Genomic DNA, 24,641 nt, shown 5'->3' on the forward strand with positions numbered 1-24,641 from the left:
GAATGAAGGTAAAAAACAGAAGAAAAAATCTTCTGTTTTTTTGTGCGCTCGATTTGTAACTGAAAAATAGTGAAATGAAATGTTTTTGTAACAAAGCTATTATATGGATGACATACAGCTATGGTAAACTCATGAATGTGTTAGAAAAAAGTCTAATAAAATTTTAAATAAAACATTTAAGTAGTCGGAGGACATTAGAGTGAAAAAAAGTTTGTTATCAGCATTAATGGTATGTTCAGTAACATTAAGCGCATTAGCAGCTCCAGCCGCAGCTTCTGCCGATGAATTTGATAGTAAAATTGCTGATCAAGATGCAAAAATTTCAAGTTTACAAAACCAACAAACTGATGCACAATCACAAATCAGTGCATTAGAAGGTGAAGTTGCTTCAATTAACGATAAAGCGCAAGGTCTATTAAACGAACAAGCATCGTTAAAACAAAAATCTCAAGAATTGCAAAAGCAAATCGAAACATTGCAAAAACGGATCGAAAAACGCTCAGAAGCAATCAAAGAGCAAGCACGTAATGTGCAAGTAAAACAGTCATCAGCAAATGTTATTGATGTGGTATTGAATGCTGAATCATTCACCGATGCTGTTAGTCGTGTTCAAGCAATGTCAACGATCGTGAAAGCAAACAACGATTTAGTTGAACAACAAAAAGCAGACAAAGCTGAAGTTGAGAAAAAACAAACTGAAAATCAAAAACAACAAGAACAAATCACGGCAAACCAAGCAACATTGGAAAGTCAAAAAGGTGATTTAATTGCTAAACAGGCAGATCTGAATGTTCAAACAACGACATTGGCTGCTGAACAAGCGACTGCTGAAAGTGAAAAAGCAAGTCTGAAAGAAAAACAAGAAGCTGCAATCAAAGAGCAACAACGTGTTCAAGAAGAAGCACGTAAAGCTGCCGAAGCACAAGAAGCAGCTCAAAAGGCAGAAGCAGATAAAGCAAAAGCTGATGCGGATGCTAAAGCAGAAGCAGATCGTAAAGCACAAGAAGAGGCTGCTGCAAGTACTACAACTGAAAGTTCAACGGTTGAGTCTTCGTCTACAGTAGAATCTTCATCAACAGAACAACAAACAGAATCAAGTACAACAGAGTCTTCAACAGCATCAACTAGTGAAGATAATTTCCAAGGCGGCGGAGCAACACCTACACCAGCGCCTACGACGCCATCAACACCGGAGACACCAGCTGTACCTGAAACACCGGCTCCAACACCAGCGCCAGCACCATCTGGTAATACTGGAGGAGTTGTTGCTGAAGCAATGAAATATATCGGCACACCTTACGTGTGGGGTGGAAAAACACCAGCAGGTTTTGACTGCTCTGGTTTTACATCATATGTGTACCGTCAAGCAACTGGTCGTGAAATCGGCGGATGGACTGTTCCTCAAGAGTCAGCTGGAACACGTATCTCTGTTGATCAAGCACAAGCTGGAGATTTATACTTCTGGGGTAGCCCTGGCGGTTCATATCACGTAGCTATTGCAATGGGCGGCGGACAATATATCCACGCACCTCAACCAGGTGAAACAGTTACAGTAAGTTCTGTAAGCTATTATGCACCAAGCTTTGCGGTTCGTATGTAATCTAACTTAATCAATCATGACCGGTACGAAATTCGTACCGGTTTTTTTATGGAGGAAAAGCAATGCAGAAACAGATAAAAAACGGTAATTTCTATTTTGGACTGGCCATTTTGATGATGGCGATTTTATTTATTAGCTCTTCGATGACTTATCAGCAGCAAAGCCAGGTCTCATTAATTGAAAGAATATTGTCAAATGAACCGCTGAAAGTTTTTTTTAGTCAAGTATCATTTAACTATGCCGGTAGTGAAGTAAGTATAGCTGCAAAAGGCTATGTTAAATTTGTTGAATTCTTTATTCGCAAGGCAGCCCATTTTATGACTTATTTTATTTTAGGCGGTAGCCTATACTTAGGATTATTACCCAAATTGAAGCAAAAATCATCGGTCTTAAGTCTGTTTTTCGCTTGGTTAGCTGCAACTGGTTATGCAGCGACAGATGAATTTCATCAAATGCTGACTGGCGGTCGTACGCCATTATTCCAAGATGTGATGCTGGATTCATGCGGCGCATTGACGGCCTGTTTGATTATTCTCATTTATCGATTTATTCGTAAGAAGCGTTGATTGGGGATAATTCTTGACGAAAAATGGTTTCAGACGGAAAATATAAGGGATCAAAATATATAGGAGGAATGTAATCATGTCAGGACATAGCAAATGGCATAATATTCAAGGGCGGAAAAATGCTCAAGATGCAAAAAGAGGAAAAATTTTTCAGAAGATGTCGCGAGAAATTTATATGGCAGCTAAAGCTGGCGGTCCTGACCCGAGTACGAATCCTGCCCTGCGATTAGTGATTGATAAAGCTAAATCGGCCAATATGCCAAATGATAATGTTGATCGAGCAATTAAGAAAGCAACATCCGCAGGTGAAGGTGAGCACTATGATGAAATCACTTATGAAGGATATGGTCCTGGAGGTGTAGCAATTTTGGTTCATGCACTAACTGACAATCGAAATCGAACAGCGACAAACGTTCGTGTGGCGTTTACTCGAAATGGTGGTAATTTAGGAGAGACTGGTTCGGTAAATTACATGTTTGATCGAAAAGGGTACATCGCCATTGAGCGTGAAAACTTGACTGTGGACGAGGATACGATGTTTGAAGATGTGTTGGAAGCCGGTGCAGAGGACATGGAGATTTTGCCGGAGGTTTTTGAGATATATACAGCTGCTGAGGATTTTTCTAGTGTGCGGGATCAATTGGAGGCAGATGGGTTTACTCTGGCGCAGGCAGAACTAACAATGATTCCCCAAACGACGGTTAGTCTGAATGAGGAGCAACAGGAAAAACTGGAGCGTTTAGTTGAGAAATTAGAGGACGATGATGACGTTTCAGAAGTATTTACTTCGGCTGAATAGAGCTTCAAGCATTAAACAAAATCGAAACTATCTTTATAAAGTAATAACAACGAATTGTACCGCCCCCCAAAAGTTAGACTAAAAATCGAACTTCTGGAGGTTGGTATTTTTTATAGCTTGAATTGTCAAATCAAGTGCAACACTTTATCAAAGAAGCCAGAAATAAAGTCAGATAGACAAGTGAAAGGTTGGATCATTGCTTATCGAGAATTCGGAAATGAGGGGGTTCTTCGAAAACGACAAAATCAAAGTTATACTGTTTTATTTAAGATAGCTGCGAAGTTATATCAAACAAGTGAGTTATCTTACCGTGAAGCGACTTAGAATAGAATCATCAAAAAAGCAAAGAAAAACGGAGTGGATTTCTCCACTCCGTAAAAGTCTATTTTTGTCGATACATTTCACTGTTTTTTACTAAAAGACCAATACAGGTGTCCCGACTTCTACCATATCAAAAAGTTGGGCCATTACAGCTGGTGGTGTATTCACACATCCATGAGATCCGCGGGTTTTCCAAAGCTCGCCCCCATATTCAGGTTGCCAGTCAGAATCGTGAAGTCCTACACCAGTCCAATCAATCGGCATCCAATATTTAACGGGACTTGCGTAATCTGACCCATCATCATTTTTTCCTCGTAGAGTCTTGTTGGTTTCTTTTGACCAGACATAATCGACACCAGCAGGAGTTGGTGAGCTTGGTTTTCCGCTGACGATATCTGTTTCTAAAGCGACTTTACCATCTTTGTAATACCACATATGTTGATTTTGCAAGTCTACTTCAATATATGTTTTATCTATTAGCGGTTTATCTGCTGTTGTTGCACCAGTAACAATTGGTGAACGTGTGAAGTCTTTTCCTTCTAATATCTGTTTCGTTAAAGCATCCACTTCTTCAGAAGTATTGATTGTCCAACTATACGTACCTGATGGGACTGAAACCTTTCCGCGACGAGTACTATTGAATTCGGTTGGTTTAGAACTTGTGTTGTATTTTTCGCCTAAGTTCGTAACATAGGCAGTCACTTTATCTTTATCAAGTGACATCGTGCCATTTTCATCGATTAACCAATTATTGATGTCTGATGAAGGAATTTGGAAATTTTCTCCATTGATACTATAGTTTGCTTTGATTTTTGCTACGGCATTCATTTTTTCCATAGTTTTCTTTAAATCAGCATCATCTTTGGTAATAGTTGGTTTGATAAGATAATCATCAAAATCAATATCATGTTTGCCATTTTTTGCCGCCTCTTTAAAAGCAGTTACGGCAGCATCGACATCGATCGTGTTCCCTTGTTTTTCAGGAGTGATCTCAAAACCATCATTTGACCGAGTGACCTTCGCATTTTCTGTTGCAGTTCGAGTTGAATTGGCTTGAGTTAATTCTGCACGAACTGCTTCGCCAACAGCATTCAATTTATTTTCATCTAAAGTGTTGCCGTCGACATCTTTTGTATCTGCTGCGGAGACTAGCTGCATACCCCAGCTAAATGGATTTTGTTTTTTCTGCATCTCTTTTAATCCAGGCAGATAATTATTTTGCCAGCCTAAATCCTTGCGATTGATTTCTTTCCAATTTTCTTTGTCGATTTTAATTAGGAAAGGGGAATCTGTCAGCTCGCGAGTAATCTTTCGGTTGGCTTCACTCACCGTCAAATTATTAATTTTTACTCCATTCACTACCGTGTTGGGAAGGAACCTTTGAGCATAATATGTACTGCGAACAGTGTATCCGCCAATTGAAACTACCAATAAACCTAATACAACAATCACACCGATTCGCGTTCGGCTACGAGAATTTCTTCTTTCATTTCTTGTCATCGAAATAACTCCTCATTGCATTTCCTTTTATTTGGTCTTCATTAACTATCGAAGTATTTCTATTTAAAATAATAGTCGATTTTCAAAATGATATACCGAATATAAATATACCACAGAATGGTTGAAATACGAGTAATATGTTTTGAAACGTTAGCAAATATTAAAAAAGGCCGCAAAGAATATTCATATTCTTTACGGCTTAAGAATTCTTTATTTTCCTTCAGCTTCAAGATCAGCGAAAGCTTTTTCCATAACTTCTTTAAGTTCTTTAGCAGAAGCATCCATACGATCTTTTTCAGCATCAGTTAATGGAATTTCAATGATATTTTGGATTCCTTTAGCATTGACAACTGCTGGAGCACCAATGTAAATATCATTTTGTCCATATTGACCTTCTAGGTATACAGATAGTGGGAATACGGCACTCTCATCATTTAAGATAGCACGAGTAATACGAGCTAGGGCAACGGCAATACCATAGAAAGTTGCCCCTTTTTTCTCGATGATTTCGTATGCAGCATCACGTACACCAAAGAATAGATTAACAAGGGCTTCTTCATCAACTTCTGGATTATCTTTTACCCATTCATAGATTTGTAAACCAGCAACATTAGCATGTGACCAAACTGGGAATTCTGAGTCGCCGTGTTCCCCTAAAATATAAGCGTGGACATTACGAGCATCAACATTAACCAATTCTGCGATTGCTTGACGGAAACGAGCTGTGTCTAAAGAAGTACCTGAACCAATAACACGTTCTTTAGGGAAGCCAGAGAATTTCCAAGTAGAGTAAGTTAAAATGTCTACAGGATTTGCTGCGACTAAAAAGATACCGTCAAATCCAGAGGCAACAACTTGCTCTACGATACTTTTGTTGATGCGTAGATTTTTACCAACTAAGTCTAAACGAGTTTCGCCTGGTTTTTGTGGAGCACCAGCAGTAATGACAACTAAGTCTGCATCGTGACAGTCTTCGTAAGAGGCTGAATAAATTTTCTTAGGTGACGTAAAGGCCAATGCATGAGATAAATCAATTGCATCCCCTTGTGTGCGATTACTATCGATATCGATAATACCGATTTCTTGAGCGATATTTTGATTGACTAGAGCGAAGGCATAACTTGAACCTACTGCGCCGTCTCCGATTAACATTACTTTTTGATGGGTTTTACTAGCTGCTGTTGCAGTCATGTGTACCAATCCCTTCTTATATTTGTTTTTCCAGTGGAATGATAACACTAATTAATGAAACTTGTCACGTATTTTACTCATTAATAATACAGTTATTTTTGCTGTTTCAAAAGAAAACGCTTCATGTACTAACAGCTCAAGATACTGGTAACATAAACTTTTTTCAAAAATAACAGAATCTTAATGGAGTCTTAAAGCACTGAAAACGGTCACTACAGGGGAGTTTGTGTTATACTGTATAAAGAAAATTTTGGACTGGGTAGTCATTTGACTATCCAGCATTTTGTCATGCGGATGAAAATCAATTGAATTTCAATAAATAATAGCAGAAGAATTTATTTAGAAGAACGAGGCGAGATAGTATGAAAATGATCGTAGGTTTGGGAAATCCAGGAAAAAAATATGAAAATACAAAACATAATGTCGGCTTTATGGTCGTGGATCAATTGGCGAAGGAACATGGAGCTGTTTTTAAAAGAAATACATTTGAAGCAGAAGTAGCTGATTATTTTGTGAATGGTGAAAAAATTTTATTGGTCAAACCATTAACTTTTATGAACGAGTCCGGCAGAGCAGTGGGTCCGTTGATGACATATTTCGGTGTTTATTTAGAAGAGCTGGTAGTGATTGCTGATGACTTGGACATGGAGCTTGGAAAATTACGATTGAGGCAAAAAGGCAGCGCTGGAGGACATAATGGATTGAAAAGCATTATCTCGCATATCGGGACGCAGGAGTTTAATCGAATTAAAATCGGCATTGGTCGACCAAATGGGAAGACGGTTGTGAACCATGTATTAAGCACCTTCAGTAAAGAGGATACAGCAATCATTGCAGACAGCGTTGCACGTGCTGGTGAAGCCATAGATGATTTTGTCTCAAGTAAAGATTTCCTGCAAACGATGAATAGGTTTAATTAATGCGGACTTTTTATAAATAAGCTCGTTGAGTTTGGCAGTTTAAATGGAATATATAAGGAGCAAGAAAATGAACTTGATTGAATTTATAAATCAGCTGTCATTGGTTAAAGAATGGCAAAATAATTTAAATAAACAGGCGAAGCGACAATTGTTGATCGGACTTTCTGGTTCGGCGAAGGCTTTGGTAATGGCCGCCACACATCAGGTAAGTCAAAAACAGACGGTGGTCGTTGTGCCAAATCTCTACTATAGTAATCAATTAACTGATGAGCTGAGGAATATAGTTGACGATGTTCATCTGTTTCCAGTAGATGAGGTGCTTTCTGCAGAAATGGCCTTCGCGTCACCAGAAGCAAGAGCAGAGCGCGTGTCGACATTACAGGCATTATCTCAAGGAGAGAATGGCATTTATGTAGTGCCAGTTGCGGCATTGAGAAAATATTTACCAACGGCTAAAACGTGGAAAGAGAACCAGCTGCATTGGAAAATTGGCGGCGAGGTTGATTTAGAGAACTTGGCACAACGGTTAGTGTTGATGGGGTATGAACGTCAAACGATGGTCGGTAAACCAGGTGAATTTAGTATGCGTGGAAGTATTGTTGACATCTATCCATTGACGACAGAATACCCTGTTCGTGTGGAGCTTTTTGATGTAGAAATTGATTCACTGCGCTATTTTGAACCAGAGACCCAACGCTCAGTAGAAAATCTAAATGAAGTTTTTATTACACCAACTACAGATCTTGTATTCTCTGCAGAGGATCTGACTCAAGGTGCTCAGAAGGTGAATCATCTTTTGCAAAATCGCTTAGCGGTTACGAAAGAAAAAGAAGACTATAACTTTTTGAACGATTACTTTGGTCAATTGATCGCTTCCTGGGAAGACGGAATACCGACAGAGCACGCAAAATATTATACGGATCTATTATATGAAGAAAAAGTTTCGTTATTGGATCATTTTTCTAAGGATGCCTTACTGTTTGTAGATGATTATCCTCGTATGATGGAGACACATCGTGAAATGGAGCGGGAGGAAGCTGAGTGGCATACTCAAAAAATTGAAGAGCTGCGCGTTTTTTCTGAACAGAGCTTTAGCATGAATGCACATGAGCTGATTAAAAAGACTAAGCTTATTACAAGCTTTTTCTCACTATTTCAAAAAGGGATGGGAAACCTGCGCTTTGAAGCGATCCATAATTTCCAGTATCGTTCGATGCAACAGTTTTTTGGACAAATGCCATTGCTAAAAACAGAAGTGGATCGTTGGCAAAAACAAGAGCAGACGGTTTTATTTCTTGTATCAGACCAAGAACGACAAGAAAAGTTGACTCAGGAGTTTCATGATGTAGATATCAAAGCAGTCCAAACGACACCTGATCGTTTATTAACTGGACAAACGCAGATTGTCACGGGAGCTTTAACAAATGGATTTGAATTACCGCAGGATAAATTGGTTGTAGTGACAGAACGAGAGATTTTTCAAAAAGTCACTAAGAAACGTGCTCGCCGACAGACGATATCAAACGCAGAACGTCTGAAGAGCTACAATGAGTTAAAACCTGGGGATTATGTAGTTCATGCTAATCATGGGATCGGTAAATATATCGGGATGGAGACGATTGAAATTGATGGTGTCCATCAAGATTATATGTCGATCATGTACCAAAAAGACGATAAGCTGTTTATTCCCGTTACGCAATTAAACTTGATTCAAAAATATGTTTCTTCTGAAGCAAAGCCGCCGAAGATTAATAAACTGGGCGGCAGTGAATGGACTAAGACAAAGAGTAAGGTTTCGAAAAAAATTGAAGATATTGCAGATGATTTGATCGAGCTATACGCAAGACGCGAAGCAGAGCGTGGTTATGCATTTGGGCCAGATGATGAGTATCAAAAGGAGTTTGAGGATGCCTTTCCATATAGCGAAACAGATGATCAGCTGCGAAGTACTGCGGAAATCAAGCATGATATGGAAAAAACTCGTCCAATGGATCGTTTGTTAGTGGGGGATGTTGGTTTCGGTAAGACCGAAGTAGCATTGCGGGCGGCATTTAAAGCAATCAAAGAAAATAAGCAAGTTGCTTTTCTCGTACCAACGACTATCTTGGCGCAGCAGCACTATGATACGATGACGGAACGTTTCGAAAATTTCCCCGTAAATGTAGCCATGCTGAGTCGATTCCGTACAAAGAAACAGCAAAATGAAACAATTGAGCAGATTCGCACTGGGCAAGTTGATATTGTGGTAGGTACGCACCGTCTATTGTCGCAAGATTTACAGTTTGCAGACTTGGGATTATTAGTCATTGACGAAGAACAGCGTTTTGGTGTGAAGCATAAAGAGCGTTTAAAACAATTGCGTTCCCAAGTGGATGTGCTGACTTTAACAGCAACACCGATTCCCCGAACGTTGCATATGTCTATGTTAGGTGTGCGGGATCTGTCTGTGATTGAAACCCCGCCGGAAAATCGTTATCCAATTCAAACGTATGTGATGGAGACTAACCCAGGAGCGATTCGCGAAGCAATTGAGCGTGAGATGGCTCGTGGAGGACAGGCCTTTTACCTATATAATCGAGTAGAGACAATTGAACGAAAAGTCGAAGAACTGCAAATGTTGGTTCCCGACGCAAAAATAGGATTTGCACATGGACAGATGACGGAAGTTCAATTAGAAAATACATTGATGGACTTTATTGATGGGCAATTTGATATTTTGGTCACCACGACGATTATCGAAACGGGTGTAGATATACCTAATGTGAATACATTGTTTGTTGAAAATGCTGATTATATGGGCCTGTCAACTTTATATCAATTACGTGGACGGGTTGGACGAAGCAATCGGATCGCTTATGCTTATTTTATGTATGAGCCGCAAAAAATACTGAATGAAGTTAGTGAAAAACGTTTGCAGGCAATCAAAGATTTTACCGAATTGGGTTCCGGATTTAAAATAGCGATGCGAGATTTATCCATTCGTGGAGCAGGGAATCTTTTAGGTGCACAGCAACACGGTTTTATCGATGCAGTCGGTTTTGATATGTATTCACAAATGTTGTCTGAAGCAGTGGATCGCAAACAAGGGAAAAATACTCAAGTTGAACGAACTTCAGTAGAAATCAATTTAGGAATCGATGCGTATATTCCAGGAAACTATATTGAAGATGAACGACAAAAAATTGAGATTTATAAACGAATCCGCGAGTTAGAGAGTACGGAGATGCTGGATGAAGTAGAAGCTGATTTGGTAGATCGTTTCGGAGACTACCCTGATGAAGTAGCAAATCTATTAAATGTTGGACAAATCAAAATGGATGGTGATCGAGCGTTAGTCGAAAGCATTCAAAAACGCCAGCAACAGATTATTTTTACCTTAAGCAAGGTTGGAACGAAAGCCTATAAAGTTGAACAGCTTTTTGAGGCGTTGAGCGCTACGAAAATGAAAGCAACATTAGGTGTTGAAAAGGATAAAATGGTTATCAAATTGACAATCGCAAATAATATGGATGAGGCTGTTTGGCTACGAGAAATTAGTAAGTTTGTCCGTGCGATGCGAGAACAAAAGTACAAAGAATAGGCGGTGGAGGCACTGGCGAATAAAGAAATGCGGATCATGATGCAAGGAGCCTTCGTCTTGACTGCCGCGTCATTTGTAGCAAAATTACTAAGCGCTGTTTATCGAGTGCCGTATCAAAACTTCGCTGGTGATGAAGGATTTTATGTTTATCAACAGATTTACCCGATTTATGGCATTGCTATGACTTTAGCTTTATCAGGCTTGCCCCAATTCATTTCCAAATATGTGGCAGAGCAAAAGAAACCACGGGAACAACGTCAAGCGTTGGAGGAACTATTTCCTTTGATCAGTGGTTTTGGATTGATTTTGTGGGCACTGTGCTTTTTCACAGCGCAACCATTAGCTAATTGGATGGGAGATGGTGAACTGGCACCATTAATTCGTGTAGTATCTTTCACCTTTGTAATTATGCCGTTTCTTTCAATTACAAGAGGAGAATTCCAAGGGAAATTACTAATGGTACCAACTGCGGTATCGCAAGTAGTTGAACAGCTGATTCGAGTAGCAGTAATTGTATTTGCTGCTTGGTCGTTTAAGCAATTCGGATGGAGTGTTTATCGCACGGGAACAGTGGCGATGTCAGGAGCCTTAGTTGGCGGCATCGTTGCGGTGATGGTTTTATGGTACTACCGTCGGAAAGTATTTGGTGCAAGTATCGTACGAAAGTTGCCTGACCTTGGCAACATTTCGTGGCCCTTAGGCAAACGTCTAGTACTTGAGGGCGGCCTGATGACGATTTATAGCGGATTGTTGATTTTGTTTCAACTAATTGACTCTTTTACCGTTAAAAAAGCGTTAGTTGATTTTGGTTTGAGTGAGCATGGAGCAAAGCTGGCCAAAGGGGTCTATGATCGCGGACAACCGTTAGTGCAGTTAGGTCTAGTAGTAGCCTTGGCAATGAGTTCAAGCTTCTTACCTCTATTGACACGCTATCTTGTGAGTCGTGATCGTAGGATGTTTATTAAAACCAGTCAAATCTTTTTACGTTTGACTTGTGGGATTGCAGCAGCAGCCTCGATTGGCTTGGCAATGTTGCTGCCTTATGTAAATTATGCATTATTCAAAGACTATAAAGGAAATGAGACGCTGGTTTTATTTGTGTTTGCTATTTTTTTTATGGCAATGGTGCAGGCTTATCAAAGCATTGCTCAAAGCCAAAATGAATATCGGAGCTCGTTACAAGCTGCCGGAGCTGGTTTGCTATTGAAAATAGTTGTTACCGGCGGATTGACAAAACATTTCGGGACGGTCGGTGCGAGTCTTTCAACTTTACTTGGTTTGATAACGGCCTTGTTCATTTTACATCTTTCTTGCGATCGTGAAACACGAACTTATGGTAGTCAACGTCATTTTATACGCAATCTACTCATTTGTTTAGCTGGCATGGTCGCCGTGTTATTATGTTATTATGGCGGTATCAGTATTGTTTTTGGAGTGGTCCAAAAAAGAAGTATTGCATTGCTAGTGGCAATTACAGGTGTATTCATTGGCGGAAGTGCCTTTTTGATTTTAGCTATTCAGTTGCGTTTATTAACAATTCGTGAATGGTTGATGCTGCCATTCGGTAGTAAATTATTGAGATTAAACTGGAAAAGAGGGTAATTTATGCGTTTAGACAAATTTTTAAAGATTTCACGGATCATCAAACGTCGGACAGTGGCGAAAGAAGTTGCTGATAAGGGACGGATTCAAGTGAATGGAAAATTAGCAAAATCTTCAACAGATGTGAAAGTTGGGGATCAATTGAGAATCCAATTTGGAAACAAAGTTCTAGAGGTCGCAGTAGAAGAGTTGCATGAATCTACAAAAAAAGACGATGCTGCAAAAATGTATCGTATCATTAGTGAGACTCGTGTGGAAAATAACGGGAATTAGGGATAATTCAAATAGACAATTATATCCTGAATTGATATAATAGTAAAGAATTTCATGGTAAGGAGCGAATAGGAATGAATGAAAACGAGACGCAGAAAATTGCTTCGTTAGATACGCCGTACGCAAAAGAGCAATATCGCAAATTTCAAAAGCAACATCGTCAGTTAATTTTTAAACGTCGTCGTTTAGCAGCACTTTTTGCTGTTGCAGCCTTTGTCGCAATTGTCATGGGAGTTCAAATCTTTAACGAGCAACGTCATTTGAGCGAACTAAATGATATTAAAGTCAAGACAGTCGCAGAATCTGCTAAGGTAGATGATCAGGTGGACAGTTTGAAACAAGACGTTAAATTGTTAAAAGATGATAACTATGTGGCGAAGTTGGCCCGTAGTCGTTTCTATTATTCAAAAGACGGCGAATTGGTTTTTGTTTTACCGGATTCAGCGAATACGCCTAGCAAAGATAAGCAATCTGCTGACGAAGTAGTAAAGTCCGAAACTGTCAAATAGGTTTAGAAGCAGTTTTAAAATAAATTGGAAAAAAATTAGGAGGAACATTTTTTTTATGTCAATCGAAGTAGGAGCTAAGCTGCAAGGAAAAGTATCAGGAATCACCAATTTTGGTGCCTTTATTGACTTGGGAGAGGGTAAAACGGGCTTAGTCCATATCAGTGAAATATCTAATGGTTTTGTCAAAGACATTCATGATGTTTTGACTGTTGGCGATGAAGTGACGGTAAAAGTAACTTCTGTGGGAGATGACGGAAAAGTCGGTCTTTCAATCCGTAAAGCCCAAGACCAGCCACAACCAGAAAAGAAACCTTTCAAACGTGAGTTTCGAGATAATAGTCGTCCGAAACCAGCTGCCAAAGGCAAACCCCAAACTAGCGGCAAACAAGACTTCGATTCATTGATGAGTTCCTTTTTAAAGGATAGCGATGATCGTTTGTCATCGATCAAACGTAATACCGAAGGAAAACGTGGAGGCCGTGGAGGTCGCCGTAGTTAAAAATAGAGAAGCTGAAATTCTTACAGGATTTCAGCTTTTTTTATCGAAATGAAATATAGGCTCAGTTCTTTATTTTTCAATACAGTAGTAATTATGTGCGAGGATGCTATTTTTTACTGAGAAAAGGACTAGTCACGAAGGGTAAGGAGTGTAACATGGAACGAGCATTTTTTCATGAGAATCCCGAGTTGATGACAGATCAGAAAATTTTACTGGCAGTTTCAACAGGTGTTGATTCAATGGTACTGTTACATTTGTTAGAGCAGCAGAACGCAGATATAGGTGTGATTCATGTAGATCATCAGCTGCGTCCAGAATCAAAGAAAGAAGCAGCTTTTTTGCGAGATTATTGCGAAAAGAAGCGTTTGCCGATGTATTCGAAGGTTTGGGAGCATCCTGCAAAAAGAAATATTGAGGCCGAAGCAAGGCGGATTCGCTATGATTTTTTTAAAGAAATCATGGAGCAAGAAAAATATGATTTTCTCTTGACTGCTCATCACGGCGATGATCAGCTAGAAACGCTATTAATGCGAATGGTTCGCGGCGGTTCTTTCGCAGGTCATAGCGGAATTGCTCGTCAGCAAGATTTTGGTCCAGGGATTTTGCTGCGCCCGCTGCTTTCGTTTTCGAAAGAAGAAATTTATTGTTACGCTAAAAAAGAACGATTGATCTATTTTGAAGATGCCACAAACGAAACGCAAGACTATTTTCGTAATCGCATTCGCAAGAATGTCGTCCCTGAACTAAAAAAGGAAAATCCACGAATACTAGTCCATGCTCAACAGTTTCATCAGCAGTTGACTTGGGCTAACCAGATGATTGAGCATATGCTAAAAGAAAATTTAAGAAATATCGAATTTGATGGACAGCGTTGGTCTTTTTTGTATGAAAATATGCCTGTTGAAGAGGGAGCTCGTTATTATTTTCTTTCTGCTTTCTTTCAGCAAATAGAAGAACAGACAAGCTTAGTGGCTTCTCAACGACAGATATTTTTGATCCTAGAGCAAATGGAACGTTCCGTTAGTCAATGGTCTATAGATATTGGAGAGAATTGGCAGTTTATGCGAAGCTATCAACAATTCTACCTTAGCAAGAAAGAATCAATCAGTCGTGGGATATTTACTCTAGGGGAAAATGAGCAAATCGTGTTGTCCGATGGAGGGACAATCGCATTGAGAAGAAGTGATGTATATTCAGAAAATAATGGACTACATGTATCGTTACCGCTCTCAGTGAAATTGCCTCTAACAATTCGACGAAGATCCGCAGGGGATCGGATTCGATTGACAAAAACGTTATTTAAACGAATCAATCGTTATTTTATCGACAAGAAAATTCCAACTGATCAACGAGATCAAGCATGGGTAGTGGAAGATTCTGCGGGAGAAATAGTAGCGCTTTTACCTTTTGTTAATTCCTATTTGAGTATTACAACTGAAACTGATAGAATACACTACATACTTGACTATAAGCTTCAAGTAGCGAAATGAAAGGAGTTTCTACATGCTAGCAAAAGATATTGAAAAAGTATTGATTACTAGAGAAGATATTCAAAAACGTTGCGTTGAGTTAGGCGCACAATTAACTACAGATTATACCGATAAAAATCCTTTGGTGGTTGGTATTTTAAAAGGAGCCGTACCTTTTATGGCCGATATCGTTCGTGAGATCGACGCACAGCTTGAACTGGATTTTATGGATGTATCAAGTTATGGCAATCAAACCGTTTCTTCAGGTGAAGTAAAGATTATTAAGGACCTAGATACGAATGTTGAAGGACGTGATCTATTAATTGTGGAAGATATCATTGATAGTGGCCGTACATTGGGTTATTTAGTCGATTTATTTAAATACCGTAAAGCCAAATCAGTGAAGATCGTCACATTGTTAGACAAACCAGAAGGACGTGTAGTAGATATTCACGCTGACTATGTTGGGTTTGATGTACCGAATGAGTTCGTGGTCGGTTATGGGCTAGATTATGCGGAAGCGTATCGCAACCTGCCATACGTAGGTGTATTGAAGCCAGAAATTTATCAATCAAATTAGTGACCGAAAAAATCACAGTATGATATACTTAAAAGGTCAAAATTGATAAAACTTTTTTAACAAGCTAATAAGCTAACAAGCGCGAGGAGGACGCAGATGAACAAAAACAATAAGGGAGTAAAAAATGCTCTCTATTATATTCTCGTCATCTTGGCTATGGTCATGGTTGTTTATTTCCTTTTTGGAGATAACAAATCAGCTTCGCCAGATATCGAGTATTCAACCTTTACAGAACAGATGCAAGCAGGCAAAATTAAGAACGTCAAGATCCGACCTGCTGGTGGCGTATATAAGATCACCGGTGAGTATAAGGAAAAACAAGAGGTTTCAAATTCTGGCGGCTTAAGCATCATCGGTGGTACCGAATCAAAAACCACTAACTTTTCAACAATTGTTTTGCCAAATGATTCGACATTGAGTCAAGTAACTGACTTAGCAAAGGATAATAAGGTAAAGACAACAGTTGAAGAGGAATCAAGCAGCGGTATGTGGGTTACTTTACTAGTAAGCTTCCTACCAATCTTGATTATGATTTTCTTCTTCTATATGATGCTAGGACAACAAGGCGGCGGTGGCGGCGGTAATGGCCGTGTTATGAATTTTGGTAAATCGAAAGCCAAAGAAGCTGACAAAAAAGCCAACCGTGTACGCTTCTCTGATGTTGCCGGAGCAGAAGAAGAAAAACAAGAACTAGTCGAAGTAGTAGAATTCCTAAAAGATCCGCGCCGCTTTGTAGAATTAGGTGCTCGGATTCCTGCAGGTGTTTTATTAGAGGGACCTCCGGGAACAGGTAAAACTTTATTAGCGAAAGCTGTAGCTGGTGAGGCAGGAGTGCCTTTCTACTCAATCTCTGGTTCGGATTTCGTGGAAATGTTCGTTGGGGTCGGAGCCTCTCGTGTACGCGACCTATTCGAAACAGCTAAGAAAAATGCACCGGCGATTATCTTTATCGATGAAATCGATGCTGTCGGTCGTCAACGTGGTGCCGGCATGGGCGGAGGCCACGATGAACGTGAACAAACCCTGAACCAATTGCTAGTTGAAATGGATGGATTTGATGGTAATGAAGGTGTTATCGTCATTGCCGCAACGAACCGATCAGATGTTTTGGACCCAGCGTTATTAAGACCAGGTCGTTTTGACCGTCAAATTTTAGTTGGTCGCCCAGATGTTAAAGGTCGTGAAGCGATTCTTAAAGTTCATGCTCGTAATAAACCGTTGGCAGATGACGTTGATTTGAAAGTTGTTGCTCAACAAACACCAGGGTTCGCTGGTGCTGATTTGGAAAATGTCTTGAACGAGGCAGCGTTGGTTGCTGCTCGTCGGAACAAGAAAAAAATTGATGCTTCTGACGTGGATGAAGCTGAAGATCGCGTAATTGCGGGACCTGCTAAGAAAGATCGTGTCATCAGCAAGCGTGAACGTGAAATGGTTGCTTATCATGAAGCGGGACACACTATCATCGGAATGGTCTTGAACCGTGCTCGTATTGTCCATAAAGTAACAATTATTCCTCGAGGACGTGCCGGTGGATACATGATTGCTTTACCAAAAGAAGACCAAATGTTGATGTCTAAAGAGGACATGTTTGAACAAATCGTTGGTTTGCTAGGTGGGCGTACCGCTGAAGAAATCGTCTTTAATGCTCAAACGACTGGTGCATCAAATGACTTTGAACAAGCAACTTCATTGGCTCGTAGTATGGTTACTGAATACGGGATGAGTGATAAGCTTGGTCCAGTGCAATACGAAGGGAATCATCAAGTCTTTGTTGGTCGCGACTATGGTCAAACAAAAGCATACTCTGAACAAGTGGCTTTTGAGATCGATGAAGAAGTTCGCAGTATCTTGATGCAAGCTCATGAAAAAGCACGTGAGATCATTGAAACTCACCGTGAACAACATAAGTTGATTGCTGAAAAATTATTGGAATTTGAAACCTTGGATGCTAAGGCAATCAAGTCGTTGTTTGAAACAGGTAAAATGCCAGAAGGTAAAGATAGTCTTTATCCTAGTGAAAAAGCTCAAGCGCAAACTTTTGAAGAAGCAAAACGTGCTTTGGAAGAAAAAGATGCTGAGAAGCAAGCAGAGGATAAAGCGCCTGAACATAAAGACTCAGACGATAAAATTGAACCTGATGACACAAACGATAATCAAGAATAAAAATAAAACGGTATGTCCTTGGAGACATGCCGTTTATTTTATCTTTTTATATTAGCTGACAGAGAATGATCCTAGTCAGCCTAAAGAGGGGTAAAGATGGAAGGAAAAATTAGATTATGTACATTGGAAGATTTAACAAAATTACGGGAAATTAGTATAGAAACCTTTAGTGATACTTTTGCATTGGATAATAATCCAGCTGATTTGCAAGAGTACTTGTCAAATGCTTACGGGTTAGATGAATTAGAAAAGGAAATGCAGAATCCTGAATCGCGCTTCTTCTTTGTCTATTTGACAGATGAGTTAGCTGGATACTTAAAATTGAATACTGGAATCGCGCAAACGGAAACATTAGCTAAGAATGGATTAGAAGTTGAGCGAATTTATATTCGTAAATCTTTCAAGCGTCATGGATTAGGTCGGCAATTAATAGATTATGCTTTGGAACTGGCTTGTAAAGAAAGACGCGATAGCATATGGCTAGGTGTGTGGGAAAAGAATGTGAATGCTTTGCGATTCTATCGAACATTTGGTTTTGAAAAAGTTGGTGCACATGATTTTACTGTCGGAAAAGATAAGCAAACTGATTTGATTATGATGAAGCCCCTTCTTTAATTGGTGAAGCGACTATCACAAGCTAGAGTATTAACGAAGAATAAAAGCGTGCCATGGTGTTCAAGAGCTTTTTGTGGAAATACATAAATTTTTACTAGCAGTATAGTTTTTAATAAGCTGGGATTGGCTTGCTTGTTCTCTACTAGCTATACGGGGACGTTTATTAAGCTTTTCTATGAAGCTTATACAGAGAAGTTGAAAAAAGTTGGAACACCTAGTATGATGCAATCACGAGTAAATTAGAAATAAGGAGCAGGTAGATGAATGATTATTTAGTAAAAGCCTTAGCCTATGAGGGCTTTGTCCGCGCGTATGCGATAAATGCAACAGAAACAGTAGCAGAGGCACAACGACGTCACGATACATGGAACACGTCCTCTGCGGCTTTAGGTAGGACGATGATTGGAGCCTTGATGTTAGGAGCTACTCTAAAAGGCGAAGATAAAATGACTGTGAAAATAGAGGGAAACGGACCTGCTGGGGCTATTGTAGTCGATAGTAATGGTAAAGGTGAGGTAAAAGGCTACATCAAAAACCCTCATATCAGTCTGCCCTTAAATGAGATTGGAAAAATCGATGTACGTGGTGCGGTCGGTACAGAAGGTATGTTTACCGTTATTAAGGATCTGGGACTAAAAGAACCATTTTCTGGTCAAACTCCGATCGTCTCAGGAGAAATCGGCGAGGATTTTACTTATTATTTAGCTGTATCAGAACAAATACCATCTGCAGTTGGTGTGTCTGTCTTAGTTGATACAGATGATTCTATCAAAACAGCTGGTGGCTTTATGATTCAGATTATGCCAGGAGCCAGTGATGAGATTATTGATCAAATCGAAGAACGGCTAAAAGGAACAGCTCGTATTTCCACACTATTAGATGAAGGTAAGACACCAGAAGAAATTCTGCAAAATTTGTTAGGTATTGATAATGTAGAATTTTTAGAAACGATGCCAGTCGGCTTCAAATGCGATTGTTCAAAAGAAAAATTTGCTTCAGCTATCATTACGTTGGGAGCAGAACAAATTCAAGAATTGATTGATCAAGACCACGGTGCAGAAGCAGTCTGTGCCTTTTGCAACAATAAATATGAGTATAGTGAAGCTGACTTATATGATTTGAAACAAGAAATTTTGGGGGAATAATAGTGAAGCCGTTAAATGGTACATGGAGAATTGGCGATGTTGAAGTACCGAATCGAGTTGTTGTAGCACCGATGGCAGGCATCACGAATGCTGCATTTCGTGTGACAGTGAAAGAATTTGGGGCTGGATTAGTTGTTTGTGAGATGATCAGTGACCAAGGAATCCATTTTAGAAATAAAAAGACACTGGAAATGCTGTATATCGATAAACGCGAACACCCATTGAGTGTCCAAATTTTCGGAGGTAATAAGGATTCGTTAGTGGAGGCCGCACAATTTGTTCAAGCAAATACAGAAGCTGATATTATTGATATCAATATGGGTTGTCCGGTAAACAAAGTCATCAAAGCTGAGGCTGGAGCAAAATGGTTGCTGGATCCAAACAAAGTTTATGAAATGGTCGATGCAGTCTCTTCAGCAGTGGATATCCCAGTTACTGTCAAAATGAGGATCGGTTGGGATGATCAGCATATATTGGCTGTAGAAAATGCTTTGGCAGCTGAAAATGCAGGTGCTTCAGCCATTGCAATGCATGGTAGGACGCGCATTCAAATGTATGAAGGCCAAGCTAATTGGGAGATTTTGAAGGAAGTAGCAGATAAGATTACTATTCCATTTATGGGGAATGGCGATGTTCGCACACCGGAAGATGCTAAACGTATGATTGAAGAAGTTGGTGTCGATGCTGTAATGATCGGTCGGGCCGCACTAGGAAATCCGTGGATGATCCATCGAACACAGCATTACTTGGAGACAGGCGAGCTGATCTCAGAACCTAGTGCTGGAGAAAAGATTGAAACAGCTAAGTTGCATTTAGAGCGTTTGATTAATCTAAAGGGTGAAAAAATCGCTTGTCGTGAATTTCGTCAACATGCCAGCTACTATCTAAAGGGCATCCCTCGTGCAGCAAAAGCTAAGGTCGCAATCAATCAGACGGAAAAGAAACAAGCCATTTTAGATATTTTAGATCAACTTGCAGAAAAGACTGAATTAAGAGAGAAAATTAGCTAATATTCAAGCCGAATGAGGAATTCGGCTTGATTTTTTGCCTATTCATTGGCATTATAAGTAAGAGTAATTACATACTGAGGAGGAACATTCGTGACTGAGGAACAAACAAATTTGACAGAAATGAACGACCAGATGCGTGTTCGCCGCGAAAAAATGGAACACCTTCGTGAAGAAGGAATCGATCCGTTCGGCGCACGTTTTGAACGTACAACAAATTCAAAAGAGCTGCATGAAACATATGATGCTAATACTAAAGAAGAGCTTCTTGACAAACAATTAACTGCAAGTGTAGCAGGTCGTATGATGACTAAGCGTGGAAAAGGAAAAGTTGGTTTTGCCCATCTACTAGATCGTGAAGGGCAAATTCAGATTTATGTCCGAAAAGATGAAGTCGGAGAAGAACCTTATGCTATTTTTAAAAAGGGAGACTTAGGTGATTTCTTTGGTGTAACAGGAGAAATAATGAAGACGGATACTGGTGAAGTATCAATTAAAGCAAAAGAGATTACTCTCCTTTCAAAAGCATTACGTCCGTTACCAGAAAAATATCATGGCTTGACGAATGTTGAACAACGCTATCGCCAACGCTATTTGGATTTGATTAGTAATCGCGAAAGTTTCGACCGTTTTACTAAACGCAGTCAAATTATCAGTCAAATTCGCCGTTATTTAGATGGATTAGGGTATATCGAAGTAGAAACGCCTGTCTTACACAATGAAGCTGGAGGTGCGACTGCACGGCCGTTTATTACACATCATAATGCGTTAGATATGGATTTGTATTTGCGTATTGCTCTTGAATTACATTTGAAACGCCTAATCGTTGGCGGAATGGAAAAGGTCTACGAAATTGGACGAGTGTTCCGTAATGAAGGGATTGACACTACTCATAATCCAGAATTTACTATGATGGAAGTCTATACTGCGTATCAAGACTTTTTAGATGTTATGAATTTAACAGAAGGAATTATTCGTGATGTAGCGCAGAATGTTCTTGGCGAGACGACTCTTTCTTATGATGGGCAAACGATTGATTTAGGCTCTGAGTTTAGGCGTGTCCATATGGTAGATGCTATCAAAGAACAGACTGGTGTAGATTTCTGGCCAGAAATGACTATCGAAGAAGCGCGGTCATTAGCAAAAGAGCATAACGTTGAAATTAAAGAGACAATGGAAATTGGACATATTATTAATGAATTCTTTGAGACGTTTGTTGAAGAAACACTTGAACAGCCAACCTTTGTTTTTGGACATCCTGTGGAGGTATCGCCGCTTGCGAAGAAAAATAGCGAAGATGGAAGATTTACCGATCGTTTTGAACTATTTATCGTAGGGCGCGAATTTGCTAATGCTTTCACTGAGTTGAATGATCCAATTGATCAAAGACAACGATTTGAGGCACAGGAAAAAGAACGCGAGCAAGGAAATGATGAGGCGCATGGTGTAGATGAAGACTTTTTGGAAGCTCTAGAATATGGGATGCCGCCAACTGGTGGATTAGGTATTGGAATTGATCGTCTTGTAATGTTGCTAACAGATGTTCAGTCAATCCGTGATGTTTTACTGTTTCCAACGATGCGTTAAAATTAAAAAAACTAGTAAAAAAAGATGTTCAGCTTGGCTGGATGTCTTTTTTACTAGGGTTTAAACAAATTATTAGAAAATGATGTCAGCCGCCAGAACAAAAAACGATTGAGTCGTTTGTGAAAAGGTAATTTTCATTCAGCTTTCATGTTATTTACGAACATTTACATGGAGGATAAAGAACAATGGTCAGTAATGGGAAAAACTTCAAAAAACTCTCTATTTTTGATTGACCAGACAAGATAATGTTGGTATATTATTTTATGTTCCAAAGCGAGCAAACATTGCTCAAAAAAACTTAAAAATTGTTATTGACAGATAGCTGATTTTCAGTTATTCTATCAAAGTCGCATGAAACAAGGTTAATAACTTCTTCGAAAAAAACTTCAAAAAAGTTATTGACATCAACTTGGCAATCTGTTATGATTTAAAAGTTGCTGAAACAAAGCGACGAACAATGTAGACCTTTGAAAACTGAACGAATAAAACAAACCAAATGTGTAGGGCGTTTCTATTTAATAGAAACAAACAACATAGCAAGCAATATGCTAGCAAGTCAATTAATACAATTGAGCTTAACAGTTTAACGACTGTTTCAAACACTTTATATGAGAGTTTGATCCTGGCTCAGGACGAACGCTGGCGGCGTGCCTAATACATGCAAGTCGAACGCTTTTTCTTTCACCGGAGCTTGCTCCACCGAAAGAAAAGGAGTGGCGAACGGGTGAGTAACACGTGGGTAACCTGCCCATCAGAAGGGGATAACACTTGGAAACAGGTGCTAATACCGTATAACAATCGAAACCGCATGGTTTCGGTTTGAAAGGCGCTTTTGCGTCACTGATGGATGGACCCGCGGTGCATTAGCTAGTTGGTGAGGTAACGGCTCACCAAGGCAACGATGCATAGCCGACCTGAGAGGGTGATCGGCCACATTGGGACTGAGACACGGCCCAAACTCCTACGGGAGGCAGCAGTAGGGAATCTTCGGCAATGGACGAAAGTCTGACCGAGCAACGCCGCGTGAGTGAAGAAGGTTTTCGGATCGTAAAACTCTGTTGTTAGAGAAGAACAAGGATGAGAGTAAAATGTTCATCCCTTGACGGTATCTAACCAGAAAGCCACGGCTAACTACGTGCCAGCAGCCGCGGTAATACGTAGGTGGCAAGCGTTGTCCGGATTTATTGGGCGTAAAGCGAGCGCAGGCGGTTTCTTAAGTCTGATGTGAAAGCCCCCGGCTCAACCGGGGAGGGTCATTGGAAACTGGGAAACTTGAGTGCAGAAGAGGAGAGTGGAATTCCATGTGTAGCGGTGAAATGCGTAGATATATGGAGGAACACCAGTGGCGAAGGCGGCTCTCTGGTCTGTAACTGACGCTGAGGCTCGAAAGCGTGGGGAGCAAACAGGATTAGATACCCTGGTAGTCCACGCTGTAAACGATGAGTGCTAAGTGTTGGAGGGTTTCCGCCCTTCAGTGCTGCAGCTAACGCATTAAGCACTCCGCCTGGGGAGTACGACCGCAAGGTTGAAACTCAAAGGAATTGACGGGGGCCCGCACAAGCGGTGGAGCATGTGGTTTAATTCGAAGCAACGCGAAGAACCTTACCAGGTCTTGACATCCTTTGACCACTCTAGAGATAGAGTTTCCCCTTCGGGGGCAAAGTGACAGGTGGTGCATGGTTGTCGTCAGCTCGTGTCGTGAGATGTTGGGTTAAGTCCCGCAACGAGCGCAACCCTTATTGTTAGTTGCCATCATTTAGTTGGGCACTCTAGCGAGACTGCCGGTGACAAACCGGAGGAAGGTGGGGATGACGTCAAATCATCATGCCCCTTATGACCTGGGCTACACACGTGCTACAATGGGAAGTACAACGAGTCGCGAAGTCGCGAGGCTAAGCTAATCTCTTAAAGCTTCTCTCAGTTCGGATTGTAGGCTGCAACTCGCCTACATGAAGCCGGAATCGCTAGTAATCGCGGATCAGCACGCCGCGGTGAATACGTTCCCGGGCCTTGTACACACCGCCCGTCACACCACGAGAGTTTGTAACACCCGAAGTCGGTGAGGTAACCTTTTGGAGCCAGCCGCCTAAGGTGGGATAGATGATTGGGGTGAAGTCGTAACAAGGTAGCCGTATCGGAAGGTGCGGCTGGATCACCTCCTTTCTAAGGAATCAGTTCATCTAAGATGAACGTTACGGAAACTACACAGGCTTGCTTTTATTCGTTCAGTTTTGAGAGGTTTACTCTCAAATCGTTCATTGAAAACTGGATACAGAAACGTAATTTTAAACAAACCGAGAACACCGCGTTGAATGAGTTTTTTAATACGTTCAATTGCTTATTTTTTTCTGATTGGGAAGTCTATCGCTAGATGGAACAATCAAACCCCTAACGCAAGTTAGGATAAGGTTAAGTGAATAAGGGCGCACGGTGGATGCCTTGGCACTAGGAGCCGATGAAGGACGGGACTAACACCGATATGCTTCGGGGAGCTGTAAGTAAGCTTTGATCCGGAGATTTCCGAATGGGGAAACCCAGCATCTTTTATAGGATGTTACTTTTCAGTGAATACATAGCTGATTAGAGGTAGACGCAGAGAACTGAAACATCTAAGTACCTGCAGGAAGAGAAAGAAAAATCGATTCCCTGAGTAGCGGCGAGCGAAACGGGAAAAGCCCAAACCAAGAGGCTTGCCTCTTGGGGTTGTAGGACTCC

Annotated in this window: 18 protein-coding genes and 2 rRNA genes (1 of these 20 cut by a window edge); 18 read left to right on the forward strand and 2 right to left on the reverse strand. The window is 40.4% G+C overall.

From position 1 onward, the window contains the following. Positions 1–199: 199 nt before the first annotated feature. The 3 genes from IGI67_RS14090 (at position 200) to IGI67_RS14100 (ending at position 2,965) form a co-directional block, all read left to right on the forward strand. Complete coding sequence (locus tag IGI67_RS14090) at positions 200–1,600, forward strand: PcsB-like coiled-coil domain-containing protein (RefSeq protein ID WP_207109564.1); 1,401 nt, start codon at positions 200–202, stop codon at positions 1,598–1,600. 62 nt (positions 1,601–1,662) lie between these two features. Further along, the gene (locus tag IGI67_RS14095; RefSeq protein WP_429958112.1) at positions 1,663–2,166 is read left to right on the forward strand and encodes a VanZ family protein; all 504 of its coding nucleotides are present in this window, start codon (positions 1,663–1,665) and stop codon (positions 2,164–2,166) included. A 76-nt stretch (positions 2,167–2,242) separates the two neighbouring features. After that, entirely contained in the window at positions 2,243–2,965 is a 723-nt protein-coding gene (locus tag IGI67_RS14100) for a YebC/PmpR family DNA-binding transcriptional regulator (RefSeq protein WP_207109562.1), read from the forward strand. 414 nt (positions 2,966–3,379) lie between these two features. Here IGI67_RS14100 and IGI67_RS14105 read toward each other — a convergent pair whose 3' ends face one another. Further along, complete coding sequence (locus IGI67_RS14105) at positions 3,380–4,786, reverse strand: L,D-transpeptidase family protein (protein ID WP_207109561.1); 1,407 nt, start codon at positions 4,784–4,786, stop codon at positions 3,380–3,382. 210 nt (positions 4,787–4,996) lie between these two features. Further along, a complete protein-coding gene (locus IGI67_RS14110) occupies positions 4,997–5,977 on the reverse strand; it encodes an L-lactate dehydrogenase (RefSeq protein ID WP_207109560.1) in 981 nt (326 codons plus the stop codon). Between the two features lie 362 nt (positions 5,978–6,339). Here IGI67_RS14110 and pth point away from each other — a divergent pair, with 362 nt between their 5' ends. The 15 genes from pth to IGI67_RS14185 all read left to right on the forward strand — a co-directional run. Further along, positions 6,340–6,897, forward strand: a complete 558-nt coding sequence (gene pth, locus IGI67_RS14115) for an aminoacyl-tRNA hydrolase (protein WP_207109559.1) — start codon at positions 6,340–6,342, stop codon at positions 6,895–6,897. Positions 6,898–6,964: 67 nt separating this feature from the next. Then, positions 6,965–10,477: a transcription-repair coupling factor gene (mfd, locus tag IGI67_RS14120; protein WP_207109558.1), complete on the forward strand. Its 3,513-nt coding sequence runs from the start codon at positions 6,965–6,967 to the stop codon at positions 10,475–10,477. Positions 10,478–10,516: 39 nt separating this feature from the next. After that, the gene (locus IGI67_RS14125; RefSeq protein WP_429958651.1) at positions 10,517–12,079 is read left to right on the forward strand and encodes a putative polysaccharide biosynthesis protein; all 1,563 of its coding nucleotides are present in this window, start codon (positions 10,517–10,519) and stop codon (positions 12,077–12,079) included. Positions 12,080–12,082: 3 nt separating this feature from the next. After that, complete coding sequence (locus tag IGI67_RS14130; RefSeq protein WP_088933631.1) at positions 12,083–12,352, forward strand: RNA-binding S4 domain-containing protein; 270 nt, start codon at positions 12,083–12,085, stop codon at positions 12,350–12,352. 74 nt (positions 12,353–12,426) lie between these two features. Then, the gene (locus IGI67_RS14135; protein ID WP_207109557.1) at positions 12,427–12,861 is read left to right on the forward strand and encodes an FtsB family cell division protein; all 435 of its coding nucleotides are present in this window, start codon (positions 12,427–12,429) and stop codon (positions 12,859–12,861) included. Positions 12,862–12,916: 55 nt separating this feature from the next. Beyond that, positions 12,917–13,360: a S1 domain-containing RNA-binding protein gene (locus IGI67_RS14140; RefSeq protein ID WP_207109556.1), complete on the forward strand. Its 444-nt coding sequence runs from the start codon at positions 12,917–12,919 to the stop codon at positions 13,358–13,360. Positions 13,361–13,515: 155 nt separating this feature from the next. Beyond that, positions 13,516–14,850, forward strand: a complete 1,335-nt coding sequence (gene tilS / locus IGI67_RS14145) for a tRNA lysidine(34) synthetase TilS (RefSeq protein WP_429958113.1) — start codon at positions 13,516–13,518, stop codon at positions 14,848–14,850. A gap of 13 nt (positions 14,851–14,863) precedes the next feature. Beyond that, positions 14,864–15,409, forward strand: coding sequence for a hypoxanthine phosphoribosyltransferase (gene hpt, locus IGI67_RS14150; protein ID WP_207109554.1), 546 nt, complete (start codon positions 14,864–14,866; stop codon positions 15,407–15,409). Between the two features lie 96 nt (positions 15,410–15,505). Continuing rightward, entirely contained in the window at positions 15,506–17,572 is a 2,067-nt protein-coding gene (gene ftsH, locus IGI67_RS14155; protein WP_207109553.1) for an ATP-dependent zinc metalloprotease FtsH, read from the forward strand. 96 nt (positions 17,573–17,668) lie between these two features. Continuing rightward, positions 17,669–18,187 carry a GNAT family N-acetyltransferase gene (locus tag IGI67_RS14160; protein WP_207109552.1) on the forward strand — a complete coding sequence of 173 codons (519 nt, stop codon included), beginning with the start codon at positions 17,669–17,671 and terminating at the stop codon, positions 18,185–18,187. 260 nt (positions 18,188–18,447) lie between these two features. After that, positions 18,448–19,332 carry an Hsp33 family molecular chaperone HslO gene (gene hslO, locus IGI67_RS14165; protein WP_207109551.1) on the forward strand — a complete coding sequence of 295 codons (885 nt, stop codon included), beginning with the start codon at positions 18,448–18,450 and terminating at the stop codon, positions 19,330–19,332. Positions 19,333–19,334: 2 nt separating this feature from the next. Beyond that, entirely contained in the window at positions 19,335–20,342 is a 1,008-nt protein-coding gene (dusB, locus tag IGI67_RS14170; protein WP_207109550.1) for a tRNA dihydrouridine synthase DusB, read from the forward strand. A gap of 120 nt (positions 20,343–20,462) precedes the next feature. Further along, positions 20,463–21,926, forward strand: coding sequence for a lysine--tRNA ligase (gene lysS / locus IGI67_RS14175; RefSeq protein ID WP_207109602.1), 1,464 nt, complete (start codon positions 20,463–20,465; stop codon positions 21,924–21,926). Between the two features lie 604 nt (positions 21,927–22,530). Beyond that, positions 22,531–24,089, forward strand: a 16S ribosomal RNA gene (locus IGI67_RS14180). A gap of 244 nt (positions 24,090–24,333) precedes the next feature. Then, a 23S ribosomal RNA gene (locus tag IGI67_RS14185) occupies positions 24,334–24,641 on the forward strand; it runs 2,605 nt beyond the window's last position. Together the 16S and 23S rRNA genes form the textbook arrangement of a ribosomal RNA operon.

Origin of the sequence: Enterococcus sp. AZ196 (assembly GCF_050498845.1) — a bacterium.
GTDB classification, from domain to species: domain Bacteria; phylum Bacillota; class Bacilli; order Lactobacillales; family Enterococcaceae; genus Enterococcus_A; species Enterococcus_A murrayae.